The 20205-nt window shown below is 61.6% G+C and carries 15 protein-coding genes; 9 read left to right on the top strand and 6 right to left on the bottom strand.

Translation table 11 applies throughout. From position 1 onward, the window contains the following. Positions 1-375 precede the first annotated feature (375 nt). Both C4E04_RS10300 and C4E04_RS10295 read right to left on the bottom strand, forming a co-directional pair. On the bottom strand, positions 376-2394 hold the full coding sequence (locus tag C4E04_RS10300) for an AAA family ATPase (protein ID WP_109597350.1): 2019 nt from the start codon (positions 2392-2394) through the stop codon (positions 376-378). A gap of 109 nt (positions 2395-2503) precedes the next feature. Next, on the bottom strand, positions 2504-3127 hold the full coding sequence (locus C4E04_RS10295) for a hypothetical protein (RefSeq protein WP_109597349.1): 624 nt from the start codon (positions 3125-3127) through the stop codon (positions 2504-2506). 418 nt (positions 3128-3545) lie between these two features. On the opposite strand from C4E04_RS10295, the gene C4E04_RS10290 reads away from it, so the two are divergent. Then, positions 3546-5504, top strand: coding sequence for an ATP-dependent endonuclease (locus tag C4E04_RS10290; RefSeq protein WP_109597348.1), 1959 nt, complete (start codon positions 3546-3548; stop codon positions 5502-5504). Between the two features lie 313 nt (positions 5505-5817). Beyond that, positions 5818-6714, top strand: a complete 897-nt coding sequence (locus C4E04_RS10285; RefSeq protein WP_162559347.1) for a tyrosine-type recombinase/integrase — start codon at positions 5818-5820, stop codon at positions 6712-6714. On the opposite strand, the gene C4E04_RS10280 is transcribed toward C4E04_RS10285, so the two are convergent. Next, positions 6657-7601, bottom strand: coding sequence for a site-specific integrase (locus tag C4E04_RS10280; protein ID WP_109597345.1), 945 nt, complete (start codon positions 7599-7601; stop codon positions 6657-6659). The genes C4E04_RS10285 and C4E04_RS10280 overlap by 58 nt on opposite strands. Before the next feature lie 98 nt (positions 7602-7699). Between C4E04_RS10280 and C4E04_RS10275 the strand changes: the two genes are divergently transcribed. After that, complete coding sequence (locus C4E04_RS10275) at positions 7700-8587, top strand: site-specific integrase (protein ID WP_162559346.1); 888 nt, start codon at positions 7700-7702, stop codon at positions 8585-8587. 195 nt (positions 8588-8782) lie between these two features. Here C4E04_RS10275 and C4E04_RS10270 read toward each other — a convergent pair whose 3' ends face one another. From C4E04_RS10270 to C4E04_RS10260, 3 genes are all read right to left on the bottom strand, one after another. After that, entirely contained in the window at positions 8783-9607 is an 825-nt protein-coding gene (locus C4E04_RS10270; RefSeq protein WP_245416284.1) for a DMT family transporter, read from the bottom strand. 67 nt (positions 9608-9674) lie between these two features. Beyond that, on the bottom strand, positions 9675-12089 hold the full coding sequence (locus C4E04_RS10265; RefSeq protein ID WP_109597341.1) for a PIG-L family deacetylase: 2415 nt from the start codon (positions 12087-12089) through the stop codon (positions 9675-9677). Beyond that, positions 12079-13332 (bottom strand): ROK family transcriptional regulator, encoded by a 1254-nt coding sequence (locus C4E04_RS10260; protein ID WP_109600991.1) that lies wholly within the window; start codon positions 13330-13332, stop codon positions 12079-12081. The genes C4E04_RS10265 and C4E04_RS10260 overlap by 11 nt, the downstream gene beginning before the upstream one ends. 164 nt (positions 13333-13496) lie before the next feature. Here C4E04_RS10260 and C4E04_RS10255 point away from each other — a divergent pair, with 164 nt between their 5' ends. From C4E04_RS10255 to C4E04_RS10230, 6 genes are read left to right on the top strand one after another with little or no spacing between them, the layout of a single operon-like run. After that, entirely contained in the window at positions 13497-14750 is a 1254-nt protein-coding gene (locus tag C4E04_RS10255; protein ID WP_109597340.1) for an extracellular solute-binding protein, read from the top strand. A gap of 24 nt (positions 14751-14774) precedes the next feature. Continuing rightward, positions 14775-15701 carry a carbohydrate ABC transporter permease gene (locus tag C4E04_RS10250; protein ID WP_109597339.1) on the top strand — a complete coding sequence of 309 codons (927 nt, stop codon included), beginning with the start codon at positions 14775-14777 and terminating at the stop codon, positions 15699-15701. Then, on the top strand, positions 15701-16552 hold the full coding sequence (locus tag C4E04_RS10245; RefSeq protein WP_109597337.1) for a carbohydrate ABC transporter permease: 852 nt from the start codon (positions 15701-15703) through the stop codon (positions 16550-16552). Before C4E04_RS10250 ends, C4E04_RS10245 begins: the two co-directional genes overlap by 1 nt. Positions 16553-16557: 5 nt before the next feature. After that, positions 16558-18054, top strand: coding sequence for an argininosuccinate lyase (argH, locus tag C4E04_RS10240; RefSeq protein ID WP_109597336.1), 1497 nt, complete (start codon positions 16558-16560; stop codon positions 18052-18054). Continuing rightward, positions 18054-19124 carry an ABC transporter ATP-binding protein gene (locus tag C4E04_RS10235; protein WP_109597335.1) on the top strand — a complete coding sequence of 357 codons (1071 nt, stop codon included), beginning with the start codon at positions 18054-18056 and terminating at the stop codon, positions 19122-19124. Before argH ends, C4E04_RS10235 begins: the two co-directional genes overlap by 1 nt. After that, positions 19121-20014 (top strand): carbohydrate kinase family protein, encoded by an 894-nt coding sequence (locus C4E04_RS10230; RefSeq protein WP_109597333.1) that lies wholly within the window; start codon positions 19121-19123, stop codon positions 20012-20014. The genes C4E04_RS10235 and C4E04_RS10230 overlap by 4 nt, the downstream gene beginning before the upstream one ends. Positions 20015-20205: the final 191 nt, after the last annotated feature.

The following is a 20205-nucleotide window of genomic DNA, read 5'->3' as shown; positions in this document are numbered from 1 at the left end:
GAAAATTTCGGGGCAGTGGCACGGATCTCTTCGAGCGCGCGGTCCCGGCCAGGTCCGCGCGTTTCGTTTGTCTAAGGTCTCGGCGGCGCTCGAATAAGCCCTGCGGTCACAGCCATCTCCTTGTTCGGAAATCCTTCGCGGCCCCAAGAATGCAGAGATTCGGGTCGGAGGATTCGGCTGCCAATCCAACTGACAACAAGCCGAGATCGTTGCCGCGCTGTCTTGTGACGTTTCCTATTTTTTGGTGTTATGCGACTAGGAACGAGCGCAGAAACGCCAACGGCAAGAACATCATGAGCGCCATGTTTTGAGCGGCACATCAGCATTGGGCAGGCTGAAAATATTTGTGGCCGTCCAAAGGATTGGTTTGCCATTTCAGATCTCCCGGAGTTTCGCGGCCCGATTTCGCGCCTTGCCAAAGTCCATTGCGGGTCGTGCACGGCGGGCCCGCTTCCAAGGCGGATGGGCCGCCATGAGCGCGAGCACGTCATCGCCGGTGAGCAGGCGCTCCTGGATCAGGGCGTCGGCGACAGCGGCGATCGCGTTGGCGTGGTGTTCGACCAAGGTCATCGCCCGATTGAGCAGACGCACCAGGTCGGCCTCAACGACGTCCCGCAGGTCGGCATCGTGAGCGAGAGCCTGCGCCACCTCATCCGGCGAGCCGCGGAAGACAAGAGACGGACCAAGGCCCAGGGACCCGTGAATCTTGGCGAGTATCTGCGTTGCGAAACCGAGATCTGACGACCAGCAGCCACCAGCCCCCGCATTGGCGCCAGATCCGGCCAGATCCGCTGCCCGGCCCGCAAGGGCACCGATGACCTCCAGCTCCAATGTCGCCCGTGTGGGGATCGGATCCCGGCTGGCGACGACAGATGTTGATCCGCCGGTTGATCCCATTGCGTGCAGAGTGACGGCCTCGACCTCGAGACCAAGGGCGGTGGCGACGACGGCGTGGGCTGCCTCGTGAATGGCACAGCGGGCCAGCACATCCGGCGAACGGGTCTCGGGCGGAAGGATCACGAACTCCAGATCGGCAAGAGTCAGCGGACCGCCCTTGTCCCGTGCCTGTTGCCGGGCATCGCGGACGTAGCGGGCGATGTCGGCACCCGTCTGGCCATGAATTGCGTGCACAATCCTTGTGAGATCGGCGTCGGCCAGGTCACCGCGGAGATGAGCCCGCAGGATGCCCTCCCGGCTTGCAGCGTCGGGAAGTGAAATGGTGACGGCCGTATCCAGCCGCCCCGAACGCTTGAGCGCGGGATCCACGATCTCGGGGTGATTGCAGGCGCCGATCAGGATCGTGCCGGCCGGCAGGCAGTCGACAAGGGTGAGAACTCCGTTCACGAAGCTCGTCCACCACGCCCTGCTGTTCCTGTCGCCAATCCGTCGGTCGACGATGCTGTCGACCTCGTCCCACATCAGGATGCCGGGTCGCTCCTTGAGCGCAGCGGCGCTGGCACGGGCCGCGTTGAGGACGTCGTCGAGATGGCCGTCGCCCGAGGACAGCCACTCGCCGACGCTCGTGATCACGAGAGGCACGCCCGCGGTCTTGGCAAGGCTTCGGCAATAGATGCTCTTGCCGACCCCCGGTGGCCCGGAGAGCAGAATGCCCCGTGGCAGGCTCGCGAGCGTGATGTCAGGGTGACCGGACCGGAGCCGGTCGATGTCGCGGGCGAGCGCCAGCCCCCAATCCTGGGCCGCACCGTAGCCGTGCATCCGATCGAGCGGAGGCACATCATCGCCTGGGGCAGCTGAACGGGCCCGCCGGATCTCTCTGAGGCGCAGGATGCAGTCGGCGGGTGAGGAACCCCGACGGATACAGGTGGCCAGATCGTCAAGATCGAAGCCGCCCAATCCCGCCAAAGAGCCGGGATCCGGCTGCTGACCGGTCACGCATGCGATGACCTGTTGCAGCAACTGCTCCGTGGGACGGGCCACGACAACCTGGTAGTCGGGGGTATGGGCGAGGATCTCCGGCAGGGCGCTGGCAGACCCGACACTGATGCCGACCAGACCATGGCTCCTCGAGAGCGCCTCTGCGGCTCGTGCCTGATCCTCTCGACGGAGCTTGGACGTCGGGCTGGCTCGGCGAACGATAAAGGCAGGCTCAATGTCGCGAGGTCGGACGGGTGAGCCCGCGATCTCGAAGCGAGCCGCCGACACCAACGCGGTGATGCGATCCTGAACCGGATCACACCAGGATTCCGAAGGCACCGTGATCGCCACCGCGGCGGGCTTGCGGCGGGCAAGGGCGTCGATCAGCCCATCCGGCAACACGGCGTCGAGGCAGAGCTCAACCGTGACGAGATCGGCACGCAGTGCGGATGATGACGGGTCATCCGGAGCATCATCGAAGGGAATATCGGAAATATCGGCAGGGGCATTGTCGGTCATGGATCGTCTCGCGGCAGCCCGCGAGCGATCCACGCCGGTTATCTCAACGGCGTCGCTTCGTGGGCGGGAAACAGGGCAGGGTGGGTTCGTGGCATTCCATGGGGGAGTGTCATTCCGGGCAGGTGCGCTTTCGCCGGCGCACGGGAGCTTCAGGGACGATGCCGTTGGCAATCTCGACTTCGATCAGGCCTTCGCAGACCAGAGCGAGCACGGCGGCCACGCCATCCACGGAGGCCGTTGCGAGGCCCGCCGCCTCGACCAGCGGCAGAGAGCCGACTTCGTCGAGGACATGCAGGATGCGGACCCGGTCGCCGGCCGGGACGAGCCGGCGGCGGCAGTCATGGATCAGGCGGGCAGCCAAGAAGGGCAGGCCGGATCGAAGGGTGCTGGCGGTCTCGACGCGGTACGCAATCCCCTGCTCCGCCGCCGCTCGCTCGACGTGGGCCAAATGCTCCAGGGTTGGCGGGTAAGTCGAGATGACGATGTCGACGAGAGATCGGCCCTCATCCGTATCGACCCGGTAATCCGGCGTGTGTTGCAGGCTGTCCCACAGAGCGATCGAGCTGTCCGCCTCGGCCACCGCGACCACCCGCGGATCGAACTCGCAGACCATCAGGAAGTCGACGTGCAGGGCCGTCTTCGCATCAAGGGGACCGGGGGCCTTGGTCAGCTTGAAGGGAAGGCGTCGGCGGGGGGATTGTTGTCCGGTAACGGTACTCGAAAGCAGGACCATGGCACCACTCATACAGGGCGCCTCAGGCCGAGTGCGCCGTGACTTAAGGTTGGATGAAGCGGGTCCGTTTGCGGGCGCGACCCACCGCCGGCCGTTCCAGGCCGTCCATCCGTTCTCGTTTGTGCCGCGTCGTGTTCATGGCTTAAGGAGAGAACAAAATAGGAACCGAGTCAACAGCCAAGTTTCGGATTCTGCGACTCCCAAAAGGGGTAGTCGGGTGATGGCGTCAGAAATCGATCAAGCCGTTGAAATCGGGATCACCGAGAGCACGAGCTGCCTGCTCGTGTCGACCCAAGGATTATTCCACTTTCCTAGCTTTTGAGCCTCAAATCCTTGTTCAAGAAGCAGCCGCGCTGTTTAAAATTCCTATCTGTGAGATCAAATGACAGCCAGATCAAAACCAGAACAGGGGGCGCCCATGAAATTGACCAAGGTTCAGGTCACGAATTTCCGCAGCATCGAGGACACAGGCGAATTTGCGATTGGTGACGTCACATGCTTGGTCGGCAAGAACGAGTCCGGCAAGACGACTGTTCTACAAGCGATCGAGCGCCTGAACCCAGTCGACACCGAGCGGAAAGTCTACAACAAACTGCAGGATTATCCCCGTCGGCACTGGTCGGAGTACGACGAGCGGCACTCTGACGGCGAGGCCACAGTCATCGTTGCGAAATGGCTGCTTGATGATAACGATGTCGCCGCAGTTGAGGCGCTTCTCGGGCCCGGGTGCCTTAAGTCCAAAGAGGTGACGACTGAGAAATCCTACGAACAGACTAGTAAAAATTGGACGGTGCCTTTGGACGAAGCCAAGGTCGCAGAAAACCTTTGGCAAGCGGCCGGCGGAGGAGCCACTGAGCATCCATATTCCCGGGTGAGCGATCTTCTCGCCTACTTGGATGGGCTGACCGAAAGAACACCGGCTCAAGATGACGTCCTGCGCCGGATTAAGGCCTTTCGTGACCATAGACCGCTTCTTGCAGCTATCGACGTCCTGGCAGAAAGATGCCCTGAGTTCCTGTACTTCGCCAACTATTCGAGGATGGCCGGCGACGTTGCGATCGATGCTCTGAACGCCAAGCGGGCGGGGCGCAATCCGGCCGAACCGCTGTCCGAGGGCGAACTCCTCTTCGAGCAGTTCCTGGAGTATGCGGGCACATCCCTCAAGGAACTACAGGAAGCAAAGAAGTATGAGGAGCTGACCGCCCGCCTGGAGTCGGCCTCCAACAAGATCACAGACCGGGTCTTCGACTACTGGTCCCAGAACCAGTATCTGGCGATCCGGGTTGCGGTCGATCAGGCGCGTCCGGAAGATCCTGCCCCCTTCAACAGCGGCACGATTGTCCGTGCTCGCGTCTACAATGATCTGCACAAGGTCACGGTTCCGTTCAATGAGCGGTCAGCGGGCTTTGTCTGGTTCTTCTCCTTCCTGGTCGCCTTTGCGCAGGTCAAGAAGAAGCACGGTAACGTCATTATCCTGCTCGACGAGCCGGGCCACGGGCTCCACGGCAAGGCCCAAGCCGACTTGCTCCGGTTTATCGATGAGAAGCTGCGCCCGAACCATCAGGTCATCTACAGCACCCATTCGCCGTTCATGGTTCCGGCCGACAAGCTCGAGTCCGTGCGGATCGTGGAGGATAAGGTCGAAGGCGTTGGCACCTTCCGTCCCAAGGTGCTTGGCACCAAAGTGTCAGAGCAGTTCCTGAGCTCCGATGCGGATGCGGTTTTTCCGCTGCAAGCCGCCCTCGGGTACGAGATCACGCAGACTCTCTTCGTTGGCAAGGACACCCTGCTGGTCGAGGGGCCTTCGGACATCCTCTACTTGCAGGCGGCTTCGGAGGCGCTGAAGAAGAGGGGGAATGCCGGGCTGAGCGACCGCTGGACGATTTGCCCGTCCGGCGGGGTCGATAAGGTTTGGCCCTTCGTGTCCCTGTTTGCAGGCAAGCACCTCCACGTGGCAGTCCTCACCGACGTGGCTCAAGGGACGAAGAAGAACATCGACCGGCTTCGCAACTCCAGCCTTCTAGCGGCAAGCAACGTGATGACGGTCGCTGAGTTCGTATCAAAGCCCGAATCCGATATCGAAGATTTCTTCGAGGAACCCGTCTGGGCCGACATCGTAAACGGGACCTACGGGCTGAAAGGTGCCGATGCGCTCAAAGCGAAGGCCCTGACTCCCGAGGGAGCACCCGTCCGGATCCTTGCCCCTACCGAGGAGCATTTCAGGTTGCGTCCGTCCTTGCCCGAGTTCAGCCATTTCACGCCGTCGGCTTGGCTGATCCGCAATCCTGCCCTTCTTGAGAAGAAGGACGAGGCGGTCGAGCGATCCCTCGATCGCTTCCAGGCCCTGTTCGATCGGCTCAACGCCCTTCTTCGTTGATCGCAAGACGCAGCCACCCTCCCAGATCACGCCAGAATGTCCCACAGCTTGTGGGACATTTACAAAGGGCAGGGGCGCTCCAGGTGAGAACGGCACCATCCTAATTTGCCAACAGGCTGTTGGTAAATTGGATTTGGGCTGGATCTCGCTCCGGTACCGAAGAGGCCCCCTCTTTACGGCCACGCTTGTTCGTGTTTTGTTCTGACACGTACTTGAGTGTGTCACGATGTCGAGACTCCTTGCGCCCACTATAGCTTGTCCCGGAGGCGGCCGCCCGGCGACGGTTTTCCCGACCCGGACAGTCTCCGCAGATTTGGCCGTCGAAGCGCGGGCTTGGCTCAACGGCTTGGCCGAACAGGGCAAGGCTGAGAATACGCTCGCCGCTTATGGACGCGATATTTGGTATACCCTCAACGAACTCGCCGTTGTTGCCGACCAACGCCTTGCCCTCGGTGATTTGGCGCGACTCGGTCAGCCTGAGATCGATGGCCTAGTGGCAGCTTGGCGAGGTGGTGGGGCGACCACCTCGACGATCCTCCGGCGTCTGTCGGCCCTTCGCAGTTTTGCTCGGTATGTCACCGATGCCGGCCTTGCCGATGGGAAAGGAATTTTGGCGGCCGTGCTGCCACAGGCGGAGAAAGCCGCTGGAACCGGCTGTGGCAGCACGGCCTTCCGGCGTCTTGTTGACCTACAGCCGGGGAGGGGGCCCAATCCCACCTGGACCGATTTGCGGGATTTGGCGCTCGTGCTTCTGCAGTCCGAGACCGGCATGACGACGGGCGAGATCGTCGCCCTCGATCTGTCCGACCGCCCTACCCCCGAGCGGCCGATCATCCCGATCCGGAAAACCCATCTCGCCAAACGCGATCTTGCCGTGTCCGAGACGACGATTCAGGCCTTGGGTCGCTATCTTGAGGCCCGTCCGGGCACTCCCCAACCCGGCGATCCGCTGTTCATGGGAGCCCGAGGCGACCGCCTCAAGCCAAGGTTAGTCCAGCTCAGCCTGCAGGACATTCGCGGGGTCGCTGGCCTCCGGGAGCAGCTGACGGTTCGCGCCGTCCGACATGCTCTGGCTGAGCGGATGAAGGCTGAAGGGCAGTCGGTTGAAGCCGTGGCCCGTCAGCTTGGTCTCTCTGTGACAGCCGCGGCACGCTATTTTGGCACCGACAAACGGCGCAAATCGGCCGGTGTTCGACCCCTTAAAGGGTGACATTGCTCGAGAGTGGCCCGACGGTCCGCCATAGAGACGCTCACCGGGACGACGGCCACGGCCTCCAGCTTGGCGCGCCCGCTGGCGGCCCTGGCAACATCGAGATCGGCGACCTCACCGATCTCTCGTGCGACGTTGCGGCCAAGGGCTGCAATCGTCAACTCGCCTCGCAGGCCCGCCCGGCGCATGAGCTTTTTTGTGAGCCGCGATGATGCGATGTCGACCCGGGTCAGAGGTTTGTTGATGTCCGTGCGCTGATGAAACAGATAGCCAGGGCCACCCGGATGGCGGCGGCCGGTCACCTCCAGGTAGAGGAGGAAATGCCGCCAAGTGTCCGGGCTTAAGGGCAGGGTGCGCTCATCGGCGGTGCCATGGCCAACGTGAACGGAACAGGTCGCAGGGTCAAAGTCGGCGAGGGTGAGGTTCAATAATTCCGTCGGCCGAACACCTGCGTCCGAGGCGAGATCGATGATCAGCTGAAGTCGGCAGGCGGCGCGATGGTAGATCGGATATCGCCGCGTTTCCACGACAGACGCTGCGGCCGCGTCCTTCAAGCGCTCAAGCTCGGCTTGTGTGGGCGGCGGTATCCTCGTCAACGTTGTGATTTTGAAGGAGGTCGCCGGGTTTCGATCCAAGTACCCTTGTGCCCGGCACCACTCGTAGAAACGGCGAACGCGCCACATAACGTGGTCGACTTGCCTCTTTGTCTTCCGGGTTGTCAGCGAATAGTGCCGAAAATCCACGAGATCGGTCGTGCTGGCGTGAAGAAGCGCCACATCGCGGGCCGCCAGGAATCGCCGAAGCGGCCGCAGGACATAAACCGCATTGGCGGCACTAGCCTGCGTAAGGCTTGCGAGGTACGTTTCGACCAGTTGCTCCTCAGTCATGCTCTGTCGCTTTGCCCTGTCGATCGACGCTGGCTGGCACGGCCCGACGGATTGAGGGTTCAATCCTGATGTCAATCCACAATGGGTTTTGGTGTAGGATGCCGCGTCAGCAACACCGCAGTCTCGATAATTTCCTTGCCGCCGACGCTTTCGAGGCTTTCCACGCCGTCGACTTGGCGGCCCCTAAGGTCCTGACCCTGAGGGTCCGATCGTTCCTCGCATGGCTTGCTTGCAAGCAGGGCCACCCCCTTGACCTCGCCCGGATAAGGGCCATCGACCAAGCCGAGGTTGAACGGTTTTGCGAAGCAACGGGCCTTGAGGAAGGGCAGAAATCATCCCTGATCGACGGTTTGAGAAAACTGGCCCGCAGCCTTTATGAAGCTCGTGGCGTGACCGCTTTGGGCTTGGAGACGCTCAAACGTCCACGGCGTGGCCAAAAAGCCAGGAACATCCTGTCGGTTGAGGATGCCGAGAAAATCCTTGGTTGGATCCCCAAACTCGAGCGGATAACGGACAAACGGGATACGGCGATGTTTGCGTTGATGTACGGCGTGGGAGCAAGTCCCTCCGAGTTGCTTTGCGCCATCCGATCCGATTACGTGAGAGAGCCTGAGCCCACCATCCAATTACGCAACACTCGCAATAAACGGACGCGGATCGTGCCTCTATTTCCGCTGCTGGTCGCCTTTCTAGAGGAATACCTGACGGATTGGCCCGACCTTCCACCAAATGCGCCATTGTTTCCGACCCGGGCGGGCGAGCCGCTCAGAGACACGGCGGTCCTGAAGGCATCACTGGAGAGACGAACGTGGGCCCTCGGCATTGGATTTCCTGTCCGTCTCCTTGATCTCCGCGAAGCCTTCATAGCCCACATGCGGGATCGGGGAGCCCCGCGGGTTGTCCTGCAGGCGCTGCTCGGCTTGCGCAGCCCGGATAACACAGACCCGGTTGGGCGCAGGCTTTGGATGACAAAGAGACGAGCCTGACGATGGGCGAATGCGGTTTGCCGCTTAGGCAAAGAGCAGGGCACTTAAACTCATTTTCGCCTTGCATGGATTGGTTTAAGCGAAAACCCAGCGCTGTTTGAATCGAAATTCGCAGGGGAGCGCGGTTCCCCGAATATCAAATTCGCATAAGATATATTATGGAACTTAAATTGAGAGGCGGGCGTAGGCAGATCGTTACCTGATCCAGGTCCTGGCCCTGAGCCATCGTTCGGCCGGTCCCGCGACTACGGTCGTCAGAACCACGATGGCCGCGCCGAGGCAGAGAGATAGCGACGGAACTTCTCCGAAGTACAGCCAGCCTGCGAAGCCTGAGAAGATGATCGACAGGTATCCTATGGGGGCCAGGAGCCGCGCCTCCTGCTTCTGGTACGCCTGGAGCCAGCAATATTGCCCCAGCTGCGCCAGGACGCCGACGAGGACGATGTTCGGTGCTTCGGTCCAGGGTATCGGTCTCCAGACAATAGCGGCCGGGATCGAGGTCAAGATGGTCAGGCCGACCGTATAGAACAGCATGAGCACTACGGTATTCTCCCCGGCAAGGCGCCTGGTCTGGACGACGGCAAGCGAGCCGAAGAACACCGATCCGAAGGCTGCGACCAGCCCTAAATTCCAGGGAATCGCATCTGGGCGCACCATGATGACGACGCCGGCAAAACCAAGCGCCGCAAGCACATAGCGCACCCGGCTGACGCTCTCACCGAGCATGAGCGCGGCCATCGCCAGCAGCACGAGGGGCCGGGTGAAACCGATTGCCGTTACCAGCGCCAGAGGCAGAGCCGCAAAGGCGGCAAAGTTGAACGTCAGGGCGATTGAATTGAACCCGATCCGTGCCAGGTGGCCGCGAATATTCGACAGGTTCGTCAGCTTGGCACGGTGACGCCAAACGAGCGGCGCGACCGAGACGAAGCCGACAATCGAGCGTAGAAATACGAGCTGGACGGCCGGATAGGTTTCACCCTCGGCCTTGACGATGGCCTGCATCGTCGTGACCAGGACCATATCCAGCAGAAGCCATCCTGTGCTTTTCCAGAGAGGCACAGGAGACTGAGATCGAGCGGCGTCTAGCTCAGCTGACATGCTCTTTTGAGGCGGGCTGAACCAGGTTCGCCAGGAGGCGGAATGCGCCCGGAACCAGTTTGTCCAGTTGGTGATGCAGCACGAGCGCCACGTGGGTATGGCGGCCCCGCCCGATCGGGGCCGAGAGCAGCGCGCCTTTGAGCGGATTCTCGCCCGGGTCGTTCAAGGCGATCAACTCCTCATAGGCAGGGTCATAGTCCGCAGCGAAATAAAGTCCCCTCTCCTTGTCCCAGCCATCCCAATCCGCAGCCGCGATTTGGTTGGGATATCGAAGCAGAGGATGATCCGGCTTTAGCACCGTTACCGGTGCCGCGGGGTCGGTCACGCGCCACCGAAGAGACGGCGATCCGATTTTCAGGTGGCGTGGCGGCGTATGGTCGGGATCCCAGCCGTCGGTCGGGCGGTGATAGAGAGTCACCAGATGGCCGCCCTCCTCCACGAACCGATGCAAGCGCTCCGTCGCGGCCTGAAGATCGCGCCTGAGCCCGAAGGCGAAGAGACCGATGACGATGGTCGTGAATTCCGAGAGAGAACCCGTCTTCAGCTCGGCCTCTCCGAGATCCGTCACATTGAGGCCGAGGCGGCGCATATGAGCACCGACATTGTCGCTTCCGCCTCCCACATAGCCGATGCGGGCATTGGCGGGCAAAGCCACATCGAGCGTCAGGATCTTAAGCTCCGTCGGGGCAATGAAAGGCGCCGGCCGGATATGAGGATACGACACGATCTCGACACGGCTTGCCGGTCTACCGTCAATGATCGGAACGAGCGTCGAAATCCCGGTCGGAGCCTGTGGAGGCGGCGTGACGATCCAGTTGCCTTTTTCCCCCGGTTGGACTTCCCACCCCTCCGGCGGCAGCCACCCGGTCGGACCTGCCCCAACGGCCCGAACCTGGATTCCTGTGGAGGCCTCGCCTGAACGGATGATCGCCATGGCAGGTTCGAGCGTCAGAGACTGCGCAGGACCTATCGCCAGAGGGACCTCGGGATCTATGTCGACCGCGATGGAGCGGTCCCCTGCCCTCCCCGAAACACGAAGTCCAACGGGTCCGTTGCCGCCCAAGGAATTGAAGGCCTCGGCGTAGTTGCCCGTATGGGGTGCCGAGGCTGGAATTCTGATCGCATACTGGACGTGCCCGGCTTTTTCGGTGAGGACCGAGCAATCCATTCCCTCTTGAAGGCGTGGCTTGACTGTGGCGTCCACAAGGCCAGGCTCATTCATATGAACGTCCAGGGTCACCTCCGCGCCCGGATGGGAAGACCCTGTGAAAACGGCTCGCACCCTGTCGGCTTTCGCTTCGAAGAGAGCCGCATCGATCTCCCGCAGCTTGCGATCCAGGCGGTGGCCGAACCGTTCGAAAGCGTGTAGGTCCAAGCCATTCTTCGCATCCTCGATCCGCCCGGCGGCCTGAATAAGGCTCCCGCTGATCTTCCTACGGTCCGGAAAGTCCGATCTGGCAGTATCAATATGTTCCTGCGCCTCCCGCAGGGCTGCTGCCACATCCGCGGCCACGCCCAACTCGGCAAGGTCGGCCAGGGTTGCAGGAAGATGCTCCCGGATATCCTTCTCGCGTTCGGAAGAACCACTCGCCCGGAGCTTCAGGTGAAGCTCCCACTGGTCGCTCGGATCGTCGCGCCATAGCCCCATGCCTTGGGAGGCATGCGCGGCGCGAGACCACTCACCGAGCTGCCGATACGCCAGGCCCGTCACTTCATCGCGCCCATCTGTCTCGATGCGAAGGGTGACGGGCGGTGGCGGCACCTCGTCGTCATAGGCGTAGCCTGCTCCCGACCATGCCGGAAGGTAGAATTTTGAAACGTGCCAGGGTCGAAGGCCCAACGCGCCGTGCTCCGGAAACGCCGAGGGATCAGCGGCCAGCATGAAGGCTCTCTCGGCCGCTCGTGTCATCGCGCGGTGGTGGCCATGTTGCCCCGGCACATCCAGGAAGGTCGGAATGACGATGTCGGGCCGGTACTGCCGATAGGCCCGGACAAGCCGCTCGACGATGCGCTCTTCACCCCATCGCCGGAGCGTGTCGTCCCCGCCTTTCGAGAAGCCGAAATCGTGGACTGGATCGTCCGGCCCATGACCGAGCCACGCCACATCGGCATCAATCCGTCGCGCCGCCTCCTCCATTTCGGCGGTCCTGAGCACGCCGAGGGCCCCTCCCCGCTCCGGGCCGAGGGCGTTCTGGCCGCCCTCCCCTCGTGTGGAGCACGCCACGACGATGCGCATCCCATAGGCGAACCTCAAGGCTGCGAGCAGGCCGTTGGCCTCGTCATCCGGGTGCGCTCCCGTGTTCATAACAGTCAGGACGGATGACAGACGGCTTAACGCACGATGCAGGCGGACAAGTGCCGGCTGGTGGACGGCTCGGGCAAGACGGGTGTGGTCATCCAACAAGGGAGGTTTCCTCCTGCGACAGGTCCCGCTGGGCCGCTTGGGCGGTGTCGAGACGAGGCGTCATTGCTTCCAGGATCGGCAAGGCAGCGGCACCGAGTGCAGCCGTAAGCCGCCCCGTCCGCCCGTGGATCAGGCGTGCCTCGTTCCGGTTTCGGCGGCGCGCGACCGACAGGGGCAAGGGCTGCATCGCTTGGGTCAGATCGTCGAGAAGCCCCGGCGGAAGGGCACCACCGAGCACGACGGCTTCGGGATCGAAGAGATTTTCCAACATGGCGACCTGGGGGGCCAGATATCCGGCCGCTTCCTGAATCCACGCCTCGATGACGGGATGCCCCTCGCGGTGAAGCTGTTCGAGGCGCACGTAATCGGGAGCCTCGACTCCCGCCTCGGACAACCTCTCGTCGAGAGCATGGACAGACGCATAGGCCTCGAGGCAACCGTGCTGGCCGCACGAGCAGAGGCGTCCGCCCTTCTCGACCAGCACGTGGCCGATTTCGCCAGCATTGCCATTCGCCCCGCGATAGGGGCGTCCATCGATCATAATGCCCAGGCCCAGCCCCTGGCCGAAATAGATCAGGCAGAAGTTCTTCAAATCTTTGGCCGCGCCGTGAAGGCGCTCGCCTACCGCTGCGGCCGTAGCGTCATTCTCGATGGTGACGGGCGCTCCCAACATGTGCCCGATTCGGGAGGCCGCGTCGAAATCGAGCCATCCCGACAGCGTCGTCGGCCCAACAGACGTCATTCCCTCGACATTGAACGGGCCTGGCATCACGACGCCGATACCAAGGAGCTGCGGCGCGGAAGGCTTGAGCTGCGCCTGCGCGGCTTCGATCTCGGCCCTGATGACAGGGAGCACAGCGTCGGGATCATTTCTCTGAAGCGGCACCGTCCGCTGTGCGCGGACGCGACCTCCAATATCCACCAGAAGCGTGGAGATGTGGTCCGCAGCAATCTCGACCCCTGCCGTCATGCCGCCATCTGGGTTGACGGCGAACTGGATCGGCGGCTGGCCGCGCCCTGCCCTTAGCCGGCCGGTTCGGATGAGCAGCCCGTCGGCAACGAGCTCCTCGACGATGTTGGAGACCGCCTGCGTGCTCAAATGGGCGTGACGCGAAATCTCCATGCGTCCCAAGGGCCCGAGCTGGCGCACGACATCCAGCACCACACGCCGGTTATGGGACCGGTTGCGCTCCGGATTGCTTCCAATGGTCGACCGTGCTCCGGACTTGGATTTCGTCGGCATCTCCAACACCCCACTTTGCAACGATGACCCGACGCAATGAATAACTCAAGTGGATTATCTTATTGACAGACGCTTAACTCTGGGGAAGCCTTGGGGCCGGAACGGTCCTGAAGGCCGCCATCCGTGAAAATTCGGCGCCTCGCGCCAGAATAAGGGAGAGGGATATGCGTTTTCGTCACCTGCTTGCGAGCGTCGCCATCGGCTTCGCTACACTGGCCACGACCGGCGCCAAGGCCGTCGAAATCGAGTACTGGCAGTACGTTTTCGACACCCGCGTCAAGGCGATGAACCAGCTGATCGCCAAGTTCCAGGAGGCCAATCCGGATATCAAGGTCAAGCAGACCACCTTCCCTTACGCGGACTACCAGACGAAGGTGGCCGCCGCGATCCTGGCTGGCCAGGGCCCGGACGTGGTGCAGCTCTTCTACGGATGGACCGACAACTTCATAGCCGGAAAGATGATCCGGCCTCTGCGCGCAGAGGCGTTCCCGGCGGCAGATATCGAGCGCGATTTCTTCCCGATCGTGAAGGCAATGAAGCGCGGGAACGACTATTACGGCCTTCCGACCGCCGTGCGTTCCCTGGCTCTCTTCTACAACAAGAAAGCCTTCAAGGATGCGGGTCTCGATCCTAACAACCCGCCCAAGAACCTCGACGAACTCGTCGCCGCAGCCGAAAAAACGACCAAGCGCGATGGCAGCGGCAACATCGTTTCGGCCGGCATCACCCTCGACATGGCCGGACAGGATCACCAATGGTGGCGCGAGGTGCTCGTTCGCCAGTTCGGCGGCACGCCCTACACGGATGAGGATACAAAGGTCACCTATAACGACGATGCTGGCCTGAAGGCGCTCACCTTCTATACGGACCTCCAGAAGAAGCATAAGGTCGGCCAAGTCGGCTTCATGGATGAAGGGCAGGCTGCCTTCCGCGCTGGCCTCGCGGCCATGACCATCGACGGAACCTTCCGCCTTGGCTCGTTCAACACGATTAAGGGCTTCGAGTGGGGCGTGACAGAGCTTCCGGCAAATGCCGAGGGCCTGCGCAGCAACTACGCCAGCTACTTTGCCAACGCGATCACCACGAAGGCCGAGGGCGAGAAGCTCGCTGCCGCTGAGAAGTTCCTCGCCTATGTTTCCTCGCCCGAAGCCATGAAGATCTGGTTGGAGGTTGTGGGCGAACTGCCGGCGCGCCGTGCTGCTGCTCTGACGCCTGAGAACACCGGGCACCCAATCTATGGTCCGTTCCTCAAGGGCCTGGACTATGCCCACACTACGCTGTTCAAGGACGAGGCCGCCCAGCGGCAGGTCGCCATCGACATGGTCAATCGCGTCCTGATCAATGGTGACGACCCGAAGGCGTCTCTTGCCAAGGCCGCTCAAGACGAGCAGGCGATCATCGATCGCGCCAAGCGCTAAGACAAGCCCGCGAGGATCGTACCGATGTCCGCTGTCACACATCGAGAGGCCGCCCCAGGCGGCCTCTGGTCAAGGATGAGCCTCGGCCAGAAGCAGGTGATATGGGCTTGGGGGTTCCTCGCGGTTCCGCTCGCCTTCTATGCGGTGATCCGCTTCTGGCCGACTTTCCAGGCCTTTTATCTCTCGGTCACGGACTGGAGCATCACGCGGCCTGCCTCCTTCATCGGATTGGAGAACTATAAGAGGCTGTTTGCGGATCCCCTCTTCTGGCAGGTGTTCCGCAACACCTTCATGTATCTGATCCTCGGCACGCCGATCAGCCTGCTGATATCGTTCACGGTTGCCTATTATCTGGACCGGGTGCGGTTCATGCACTCGTTCATCCGTGCCCTGTATTTTCTGCCGTTTCTTACCACCGCGGCGGCCATGGCCTGGGTGTGGCGCTGGTTTTACCAGCCGGTTCCCATCGGCGTGATCAACGACATGCTTGCGAGCTTCGGCATACCGCAGCAGCCCTTCCTGCGCTCGACCACGCAAGCGCTGCCGGCCGTACTTGCGCCAGCGGTCTGGGCGGGCCTCGGCTTCCAGATCATCATCTTCCTCGCCGGGCTGCGGGCGATCCCCGTGACCTATTATGAGGCCGCCCGCATCGACGGCCTTTCGGAAGGTGCGATCCTGCGGAAAATCACGCTTCCGCTGCTCAAGCCAACCCTGGTCTTCCTGGTCGTGTTCTCGTCGATCGGGTTCCTGCGCATCTTCGATCAGGTCTACAATATCAACACGAACGATCCCGGTGGGCCGCTGAATTCCACGAAGCCTCTCGTGCTGATGATCTACCAGACGGCCTTCAGCTCCTACGAGATGGGATATGCGGCCGCTCAGACTGTCGTTCTTTTCCTGATCCTGCTCGTGATCTCCCTTGTCCAACTGCGCCTCATGAGAGACCGCTGATGAGTGCTGCTGCATCTTCCCATGGTCTGCCTATGTCACGGATCCGACCCGGACGGATCATCGCCTGGACGCTCCTGTTCCTCGGCGGCGTCGTCATGGTCACGCCCCTCCTTTTCATGCTTTCGACCTCCCTCAAGGACGCTTCTCAGGTTTACGACCTGCGCGTGATCCCACAGGCGCCAACGCTCGACAATTACTTCGAAATCCTGAGCGACGGACGCTTCACGCGCTGGTTCGTCAATTCGATGATCGTAGCGGTGATCGTTACGGTTTCGAACGTCTTCTTCGACAGCTTAGTCGGTTACACGCTGGCGAAATTCCGCTTCCGGGGCAGGTACATCGTCTTCATTGCGATCCTGTCCACGCTGATGATCCCGACCGAGATGCTGGTTCTGCCCTGGTACCTCATGGCAAGCCAGTTCGGCTGGCTGGACAGCTATTGGGGCATCATGTTCCCGGGCATGATGACGGCGTTCGGCACCTTCCTGATGAAGCAGTTCTTCGAGGGAGTTCCGGACGACTTCCTGGAGGCCGCCAGGATCGACGGGCTGAACGAATTCACCATCTGGTGGAAGATCGCCATGCCGCTCGTCACCCCTGCCCTATCGGCGCTTGCGATCTTCACATTTCTCGGCAACTGGACGGCCTTTTTCTGGCCGCTCATCGTGACCACGAGCGCTGACCTCTACACCCTTCCGGTCGGCCTCTCGAGCTTCGCGGTCGAACAATCCATCCAGTGGGAAAAGATCATGACGGGCGCGAGCATCGCGACCCTCCCCACCCTCGTCATCTTTCTCCTTCTCCAGCGCTACATCGTCCGAGGCGTGATGCTGGCCGGACTTAAAGGCTGAAGCCCATGACCTCAGACACCTCCGTCTTCCCAGATCCCGTCTACAAGGACACCGTCCTTCGTCCGCTCTTTGATGGGGCGAAGAACCACCACGTCGAAGGGTTCCGGCTGATAGACCGCGCCCATCTCGTCATGCTGTACGAGACCGGCATCCTGACCATTGAACAGGCCAGCCCCATCGCCCAGGCCCTTGAGGCCATCGATCGTGAGATCGACGTTGGTTCCTTGACTTACACGGGTGAGGTCGAGGATTTTTTCTTCCTGATCGAGAAGGAACTCCGCACACGCCTAGGACCGGACCTTGCGGGACGCCTCCACACGGCACGTTCCCGCAACGACATTGATCACACCCTGTTCAAGCTCGGCCTCAAGCACCGGATTGATCCTCTTCTGGAGCGTCTGGTCGCGCTGGCCGAAACGCTGGCATCCGTGGCAGAGCGGGAAAGTGGCACGCTCATCGTCGCGTACACGCACGGTCAGCCGGCACAGCCGACTGTATTCGGCCATTACCTGTCCGCCGTTCTGGAGACTCTGCTGCGCGACATCGCTCGCCTCGAGGCCGCTCGCGACATCGTAGACCGCAGCCCCATGGGAGCGGCTGCCATCACGACAAGCGGCTTCCCGATTGATCGGGAGCTGATGTCGCATCTCCTCGGCTTCAGCCGCCCCCTTCAGAATTCCTACGGATGCATCGCGTCCGTCGACTACATCACTTCGACCTATTCGGCGATTGCATTGACCTTCCTTCATCTCGGACGGTTCATCCAGGATCTGCAGTTCTGGACCAGCTTCGAGGTCGGTCAGGTCTATGTCCCCAACGCCTTCGTGCAGATCAGCTCGATCATGCCGCAGAAGCGCAATCCCGTGCCTATCGAGCATATGCGCCACTTGGCATCCCAGACCGTCGGGCGTGCGCAGGCCATGCTCACGATCATGCACAACACGCCCTTCACGGACATGAACGACAGCGAGGGAGAAAGTCAGGGCTTCGGCTATGGCGCCTTCGAAAGCGGCGGGCGCGTCCTAGACCTCCTCGCGGCGCTAGTTCCGGCCCTGCGCATCAACCCCGACCGGGTTCGCCAGAATATCCGCCGCAGCTGCATCACGGTCACCGAACTCGCCGACAGCCTTGTGCGTCGGGAAGGCTTGTCATTCCGTGAGGCACATGAGATCGCTGCGGAGGTCTCCCGCGCCGTGGTTGCCATAGGCGGGGACATCGCAACCGATGGCTACGAGGCCTTCCGGGAAGCCTTTGCGGGCTGCACGCAGCGCCAAACGGCCATCGAAAAGGCTCTCTTTGCCGAAATCGTCTCTCCGGAAACCTTTGTCGCGGTTCGCGATCGGCTAGGCGGACCTGCACCGCAGGCACTGTCCAGTGCCATTGCCGGATATAATCAAGAAATCGTGGAGATCCGTGGACGGATGCAGGAGGCGACACGCCGCGCTGAAGCGTCTGCAAAAGATCTCCAAGCCCGCTTCACCGCACTTCTCGGAGCTCGCTAATGGCGACCATTGATCTCGATCGCCTCGTCAAGCGCTATGGACAGTCGACCGTCGTCCATGGGATCGATCTATCGATCCAGGATGGCGAATTCGTTGTTCTGGTCGGCCCATCAGGCTGCGGTAAATCGACGACCCTCAGGATGATCGCGGGCCTGGAGGAGATCAGCGAGGGCCACATTCGAATTGGTGGGCAGGTCGTTAATGACCTTCAGCCCAAAGACCGGAACATCGCCATGGTGTTCCAGAACTATGCCATCTACCCGCATATGTCCGTGGCCGAGAACATCGCCTTTGGCCTCTACCGGTCCAAGCTATCGAAGAACGAGAAGCGCGTGCGGGTGGAACAGGCCGCAGAAACACTAGGACTCTCGCATCTCCTGGAGCGGCGTCCCTCCGCCCTTTCAGGCGGGCAGCGCCAGCGCGTTGCCATCGGACGGGCAATGGTTCGTGACCCAGCGGCCTTCCTCTTCGACGAGCCTCTCTCGAATCTTGATGCCCAATTGCGCACCCAGATGCGTATCGAGATCAAGCGGCTTCATCATCGGCTTGGCACCACGTCGGTTTTCGTCACCCATGACCAAGTGGAAGCCATGACCATGGCGGACCGGATCGTCGTGATGCGCGACGGTCGAATCCTACAGGTCGGCACCCCGCTGGAGCTCTACGAGAAGCCGGTCGATATTTTCACGGCGCGCTTCATCGGCAGCCCAACCATGAACCTGCTGTCGGCCACTCTTCGGGAGAGCGGCACGGATCTGGCGACGGGCGGCTCGGTTCCGCCACCAGCTGCGCCCGCAACGACGGCTGCCATCCTGGTTGGTGTCCGCCCACAGGATCTTGTCCCGGCCTCCGCTCCCACAGGGGGCCTGACCGTCTCGGGCCCGGTCGCCCTCGTGGAAACACTCGGCTCCGAAACGCTCGTTCATATTGAAAGTGGCGGTGAGACCATTGTCGGATCCGCTCCGGGCAGGCAGATCCCGCGGGTCGGCGAGGTAATGACGCTCCATGCGCCGACCGAGAGACTCTATTATTTCGACAAGGCGACAGAGAAAGCACTGGCAGCCCAATGATCCAGACGTCCACCGAGCGGAACAAGGTTTTGTGCCTTGGGCGGACCTATTGCGACATCATTTTCACGGGCCTCCACGACATGCCGGTGCTCGGCCGCGAGCGCTTTGCCGAGGATGTCGCAATCACCGTGGGTGGCGGCGCCTACATTACGGCTGCCCATCTAGTATCGCTCGGCCGGCCGGCAGCGCTCCTTACCCGCCTTGGAGCCGATCCCCTATCGTGCGGCCTGAATCCTGAACTCGATGCCAGCGGTGTCGATTTATCGTTCATCGAACGCTCAGGCGATGCCGGCCCCCAGCCAACGGTCGCCCTCGTCAAGGACGGCGAGCGTGCGTTCGTGTCTCGACGCGCCGGGTCATCCCGGCCGGCAACCCTGGAGCAAGCCCTCACGGCTCGCGATGTCGCCCATTTGCACATTGCAGAGTTCGCTACCCTGAAGGACAATCCCGACGTCATTGCCATGGCGCGAGACCGAGGCCTTACGGTCTCGCTTGATCCAAGCTGGGACGACCAGTTGATCCGCCAGGACACCAACTTCTTCGAAATCTGCGCGGGAATCGATGTTTTTCTGCCGAATGCCGAGGAAGGCAGGGCCCTGACGGGCAACGAGTCGCCGGAAGATATTCTGCGCCAACTGAAGGGGCAGTTTCCTATCGTAGTATTGAAGCGAGGCGAACATGGCGCAATGGCATCAAACGGACAGACCTGTGTCTCGGCCGAGGCGCTTCCAGTTAACGTCATTGATACGACAGGTGCGGGCGACGCGTTCAACGCGGGCTTCCTGCATTCCTGGCTCGAAACCCGCAATTTGGAGAAAAGCCTGACAGCAGGCGTTGAGGCGGGCGCTCTATCGGTCCAATCGGCGGGTGGCGCACCGTCACGCCTGTAACGATAAACCTTTGCCGCTCGTCCGGCTCTTCAAACAAAGAAACATTGCCGGTTATCAGCCTGCTATGGGTGGGGAATGCAGATCGATTGGCAATCCATCGCTCATAAGACATTTCCCTTGACGCCAATTACGGACGGGCGCATTGCCATAGTCCCCGCGCTCAAGGCTTTCAGCAGCAGCGCGGCTCATAG

Origin of the sequence: Microvirga sp. 17 mud 1-3 (genome assembly GCF_003151255.1) — a bacterium.
Lineage (GTDB): Bacteria > Pseudomonadota > Alphaproteobacteria > Rhizobiales > Beijerinckiaceae > Microvirga.
Note: the sequence above shows the minus strand (reverse complement) of the source record. Positions and strands in the feature narration are given on the sequence as shown.

Coding starts and splice junctions, on each gene's coding strand:
- C4E04_RS10260 (WP_109600991.1), bottom strand. CDS start 13,332: ATGCCGACGAAATCCAAGTCCGGAGCACGGTCGACCATTGGAAGCAAT.
- C4E04_RS10235 (WP_109597335.1), top strand. CDS start 18,054: ATGGCGACCATTGATCTCGATCGCCTCGTCAAGCGCTATGGACAGTCG.
- C4E04_RS10280 (WP_109597345.1), bottom strand. CDS start 7,601: ATGACTGAGGAGCAACTGGTCGAAACGTACCTCGCAAGCCTTACGCAG.
- argH (WP_109597336.1), top strand. CDS start 16,558: ATGACCTCAGACACCTCCGTCTTCCCAGATCCCGTCTACAAGGACACC.
- C4E04_RS10250 (WP_109597339.1), top strand. CDS start 14,775: ATGTCCGCTGTCACACATCGAGAGGCCGCCCCAGGCGGCCTCTGGTCA.
- C4E04_RS10270 (WP_245416284.1), bottom strand. CDS start 9,607: ATGGTCCTGGTCACGACGATGCAGGCCATCGTCAAGGCCGAGGGTGAA.
- C4E04_RS10275 (WP_162559346.1), top strand. CDS start 7,700: ATGCCGCGTCAGCAACACCGCAGTCTCGATAATTTCCTTGCCGCCGAC.
- C4E04_RS10300 (WP_109597350.1), bottom strand. CDS start 2,394: ATGACCGACAATGCCCCTGCCGATATTTCCGATATTCCCTTCGATGAT.
- C4E04_RS10230 (WP_109597333.1), top strand. CDS start 19,121: ATGATCCAGACGTCCACCGAGCGGAACAAGGTTTTGTGCCTTGGGCGG.
- C4E04_RS10290 (WP_109597348.1), top strand. CDS start 3,546: ATGAAATTGACCAAGGTTCAGGTCACGAATTTCCGCAGCATCGAGGAC.
- C4E04_RS10255 (WP_109597340.1), top strand. CDS start 13,497: ATGCGTTTTCGTCACCTGCTTGCGAGCGTCGCCATCGGCTTCGCTACA.
- C4E04_RS10245 (WP_109597337.1), top strand. CDS start 15,701: ATGAGTGCTGCTGCATCTTCCCATGGTCTGCCTATGTCACGGATCCGA.
- C4E04_RS10295 (WP_109597349.1), bottom strand. CDS start 3,127: ATGGTCCTGCTTTCGAGTACCGTTACCGGACAACAATCCCCCCGCCGA.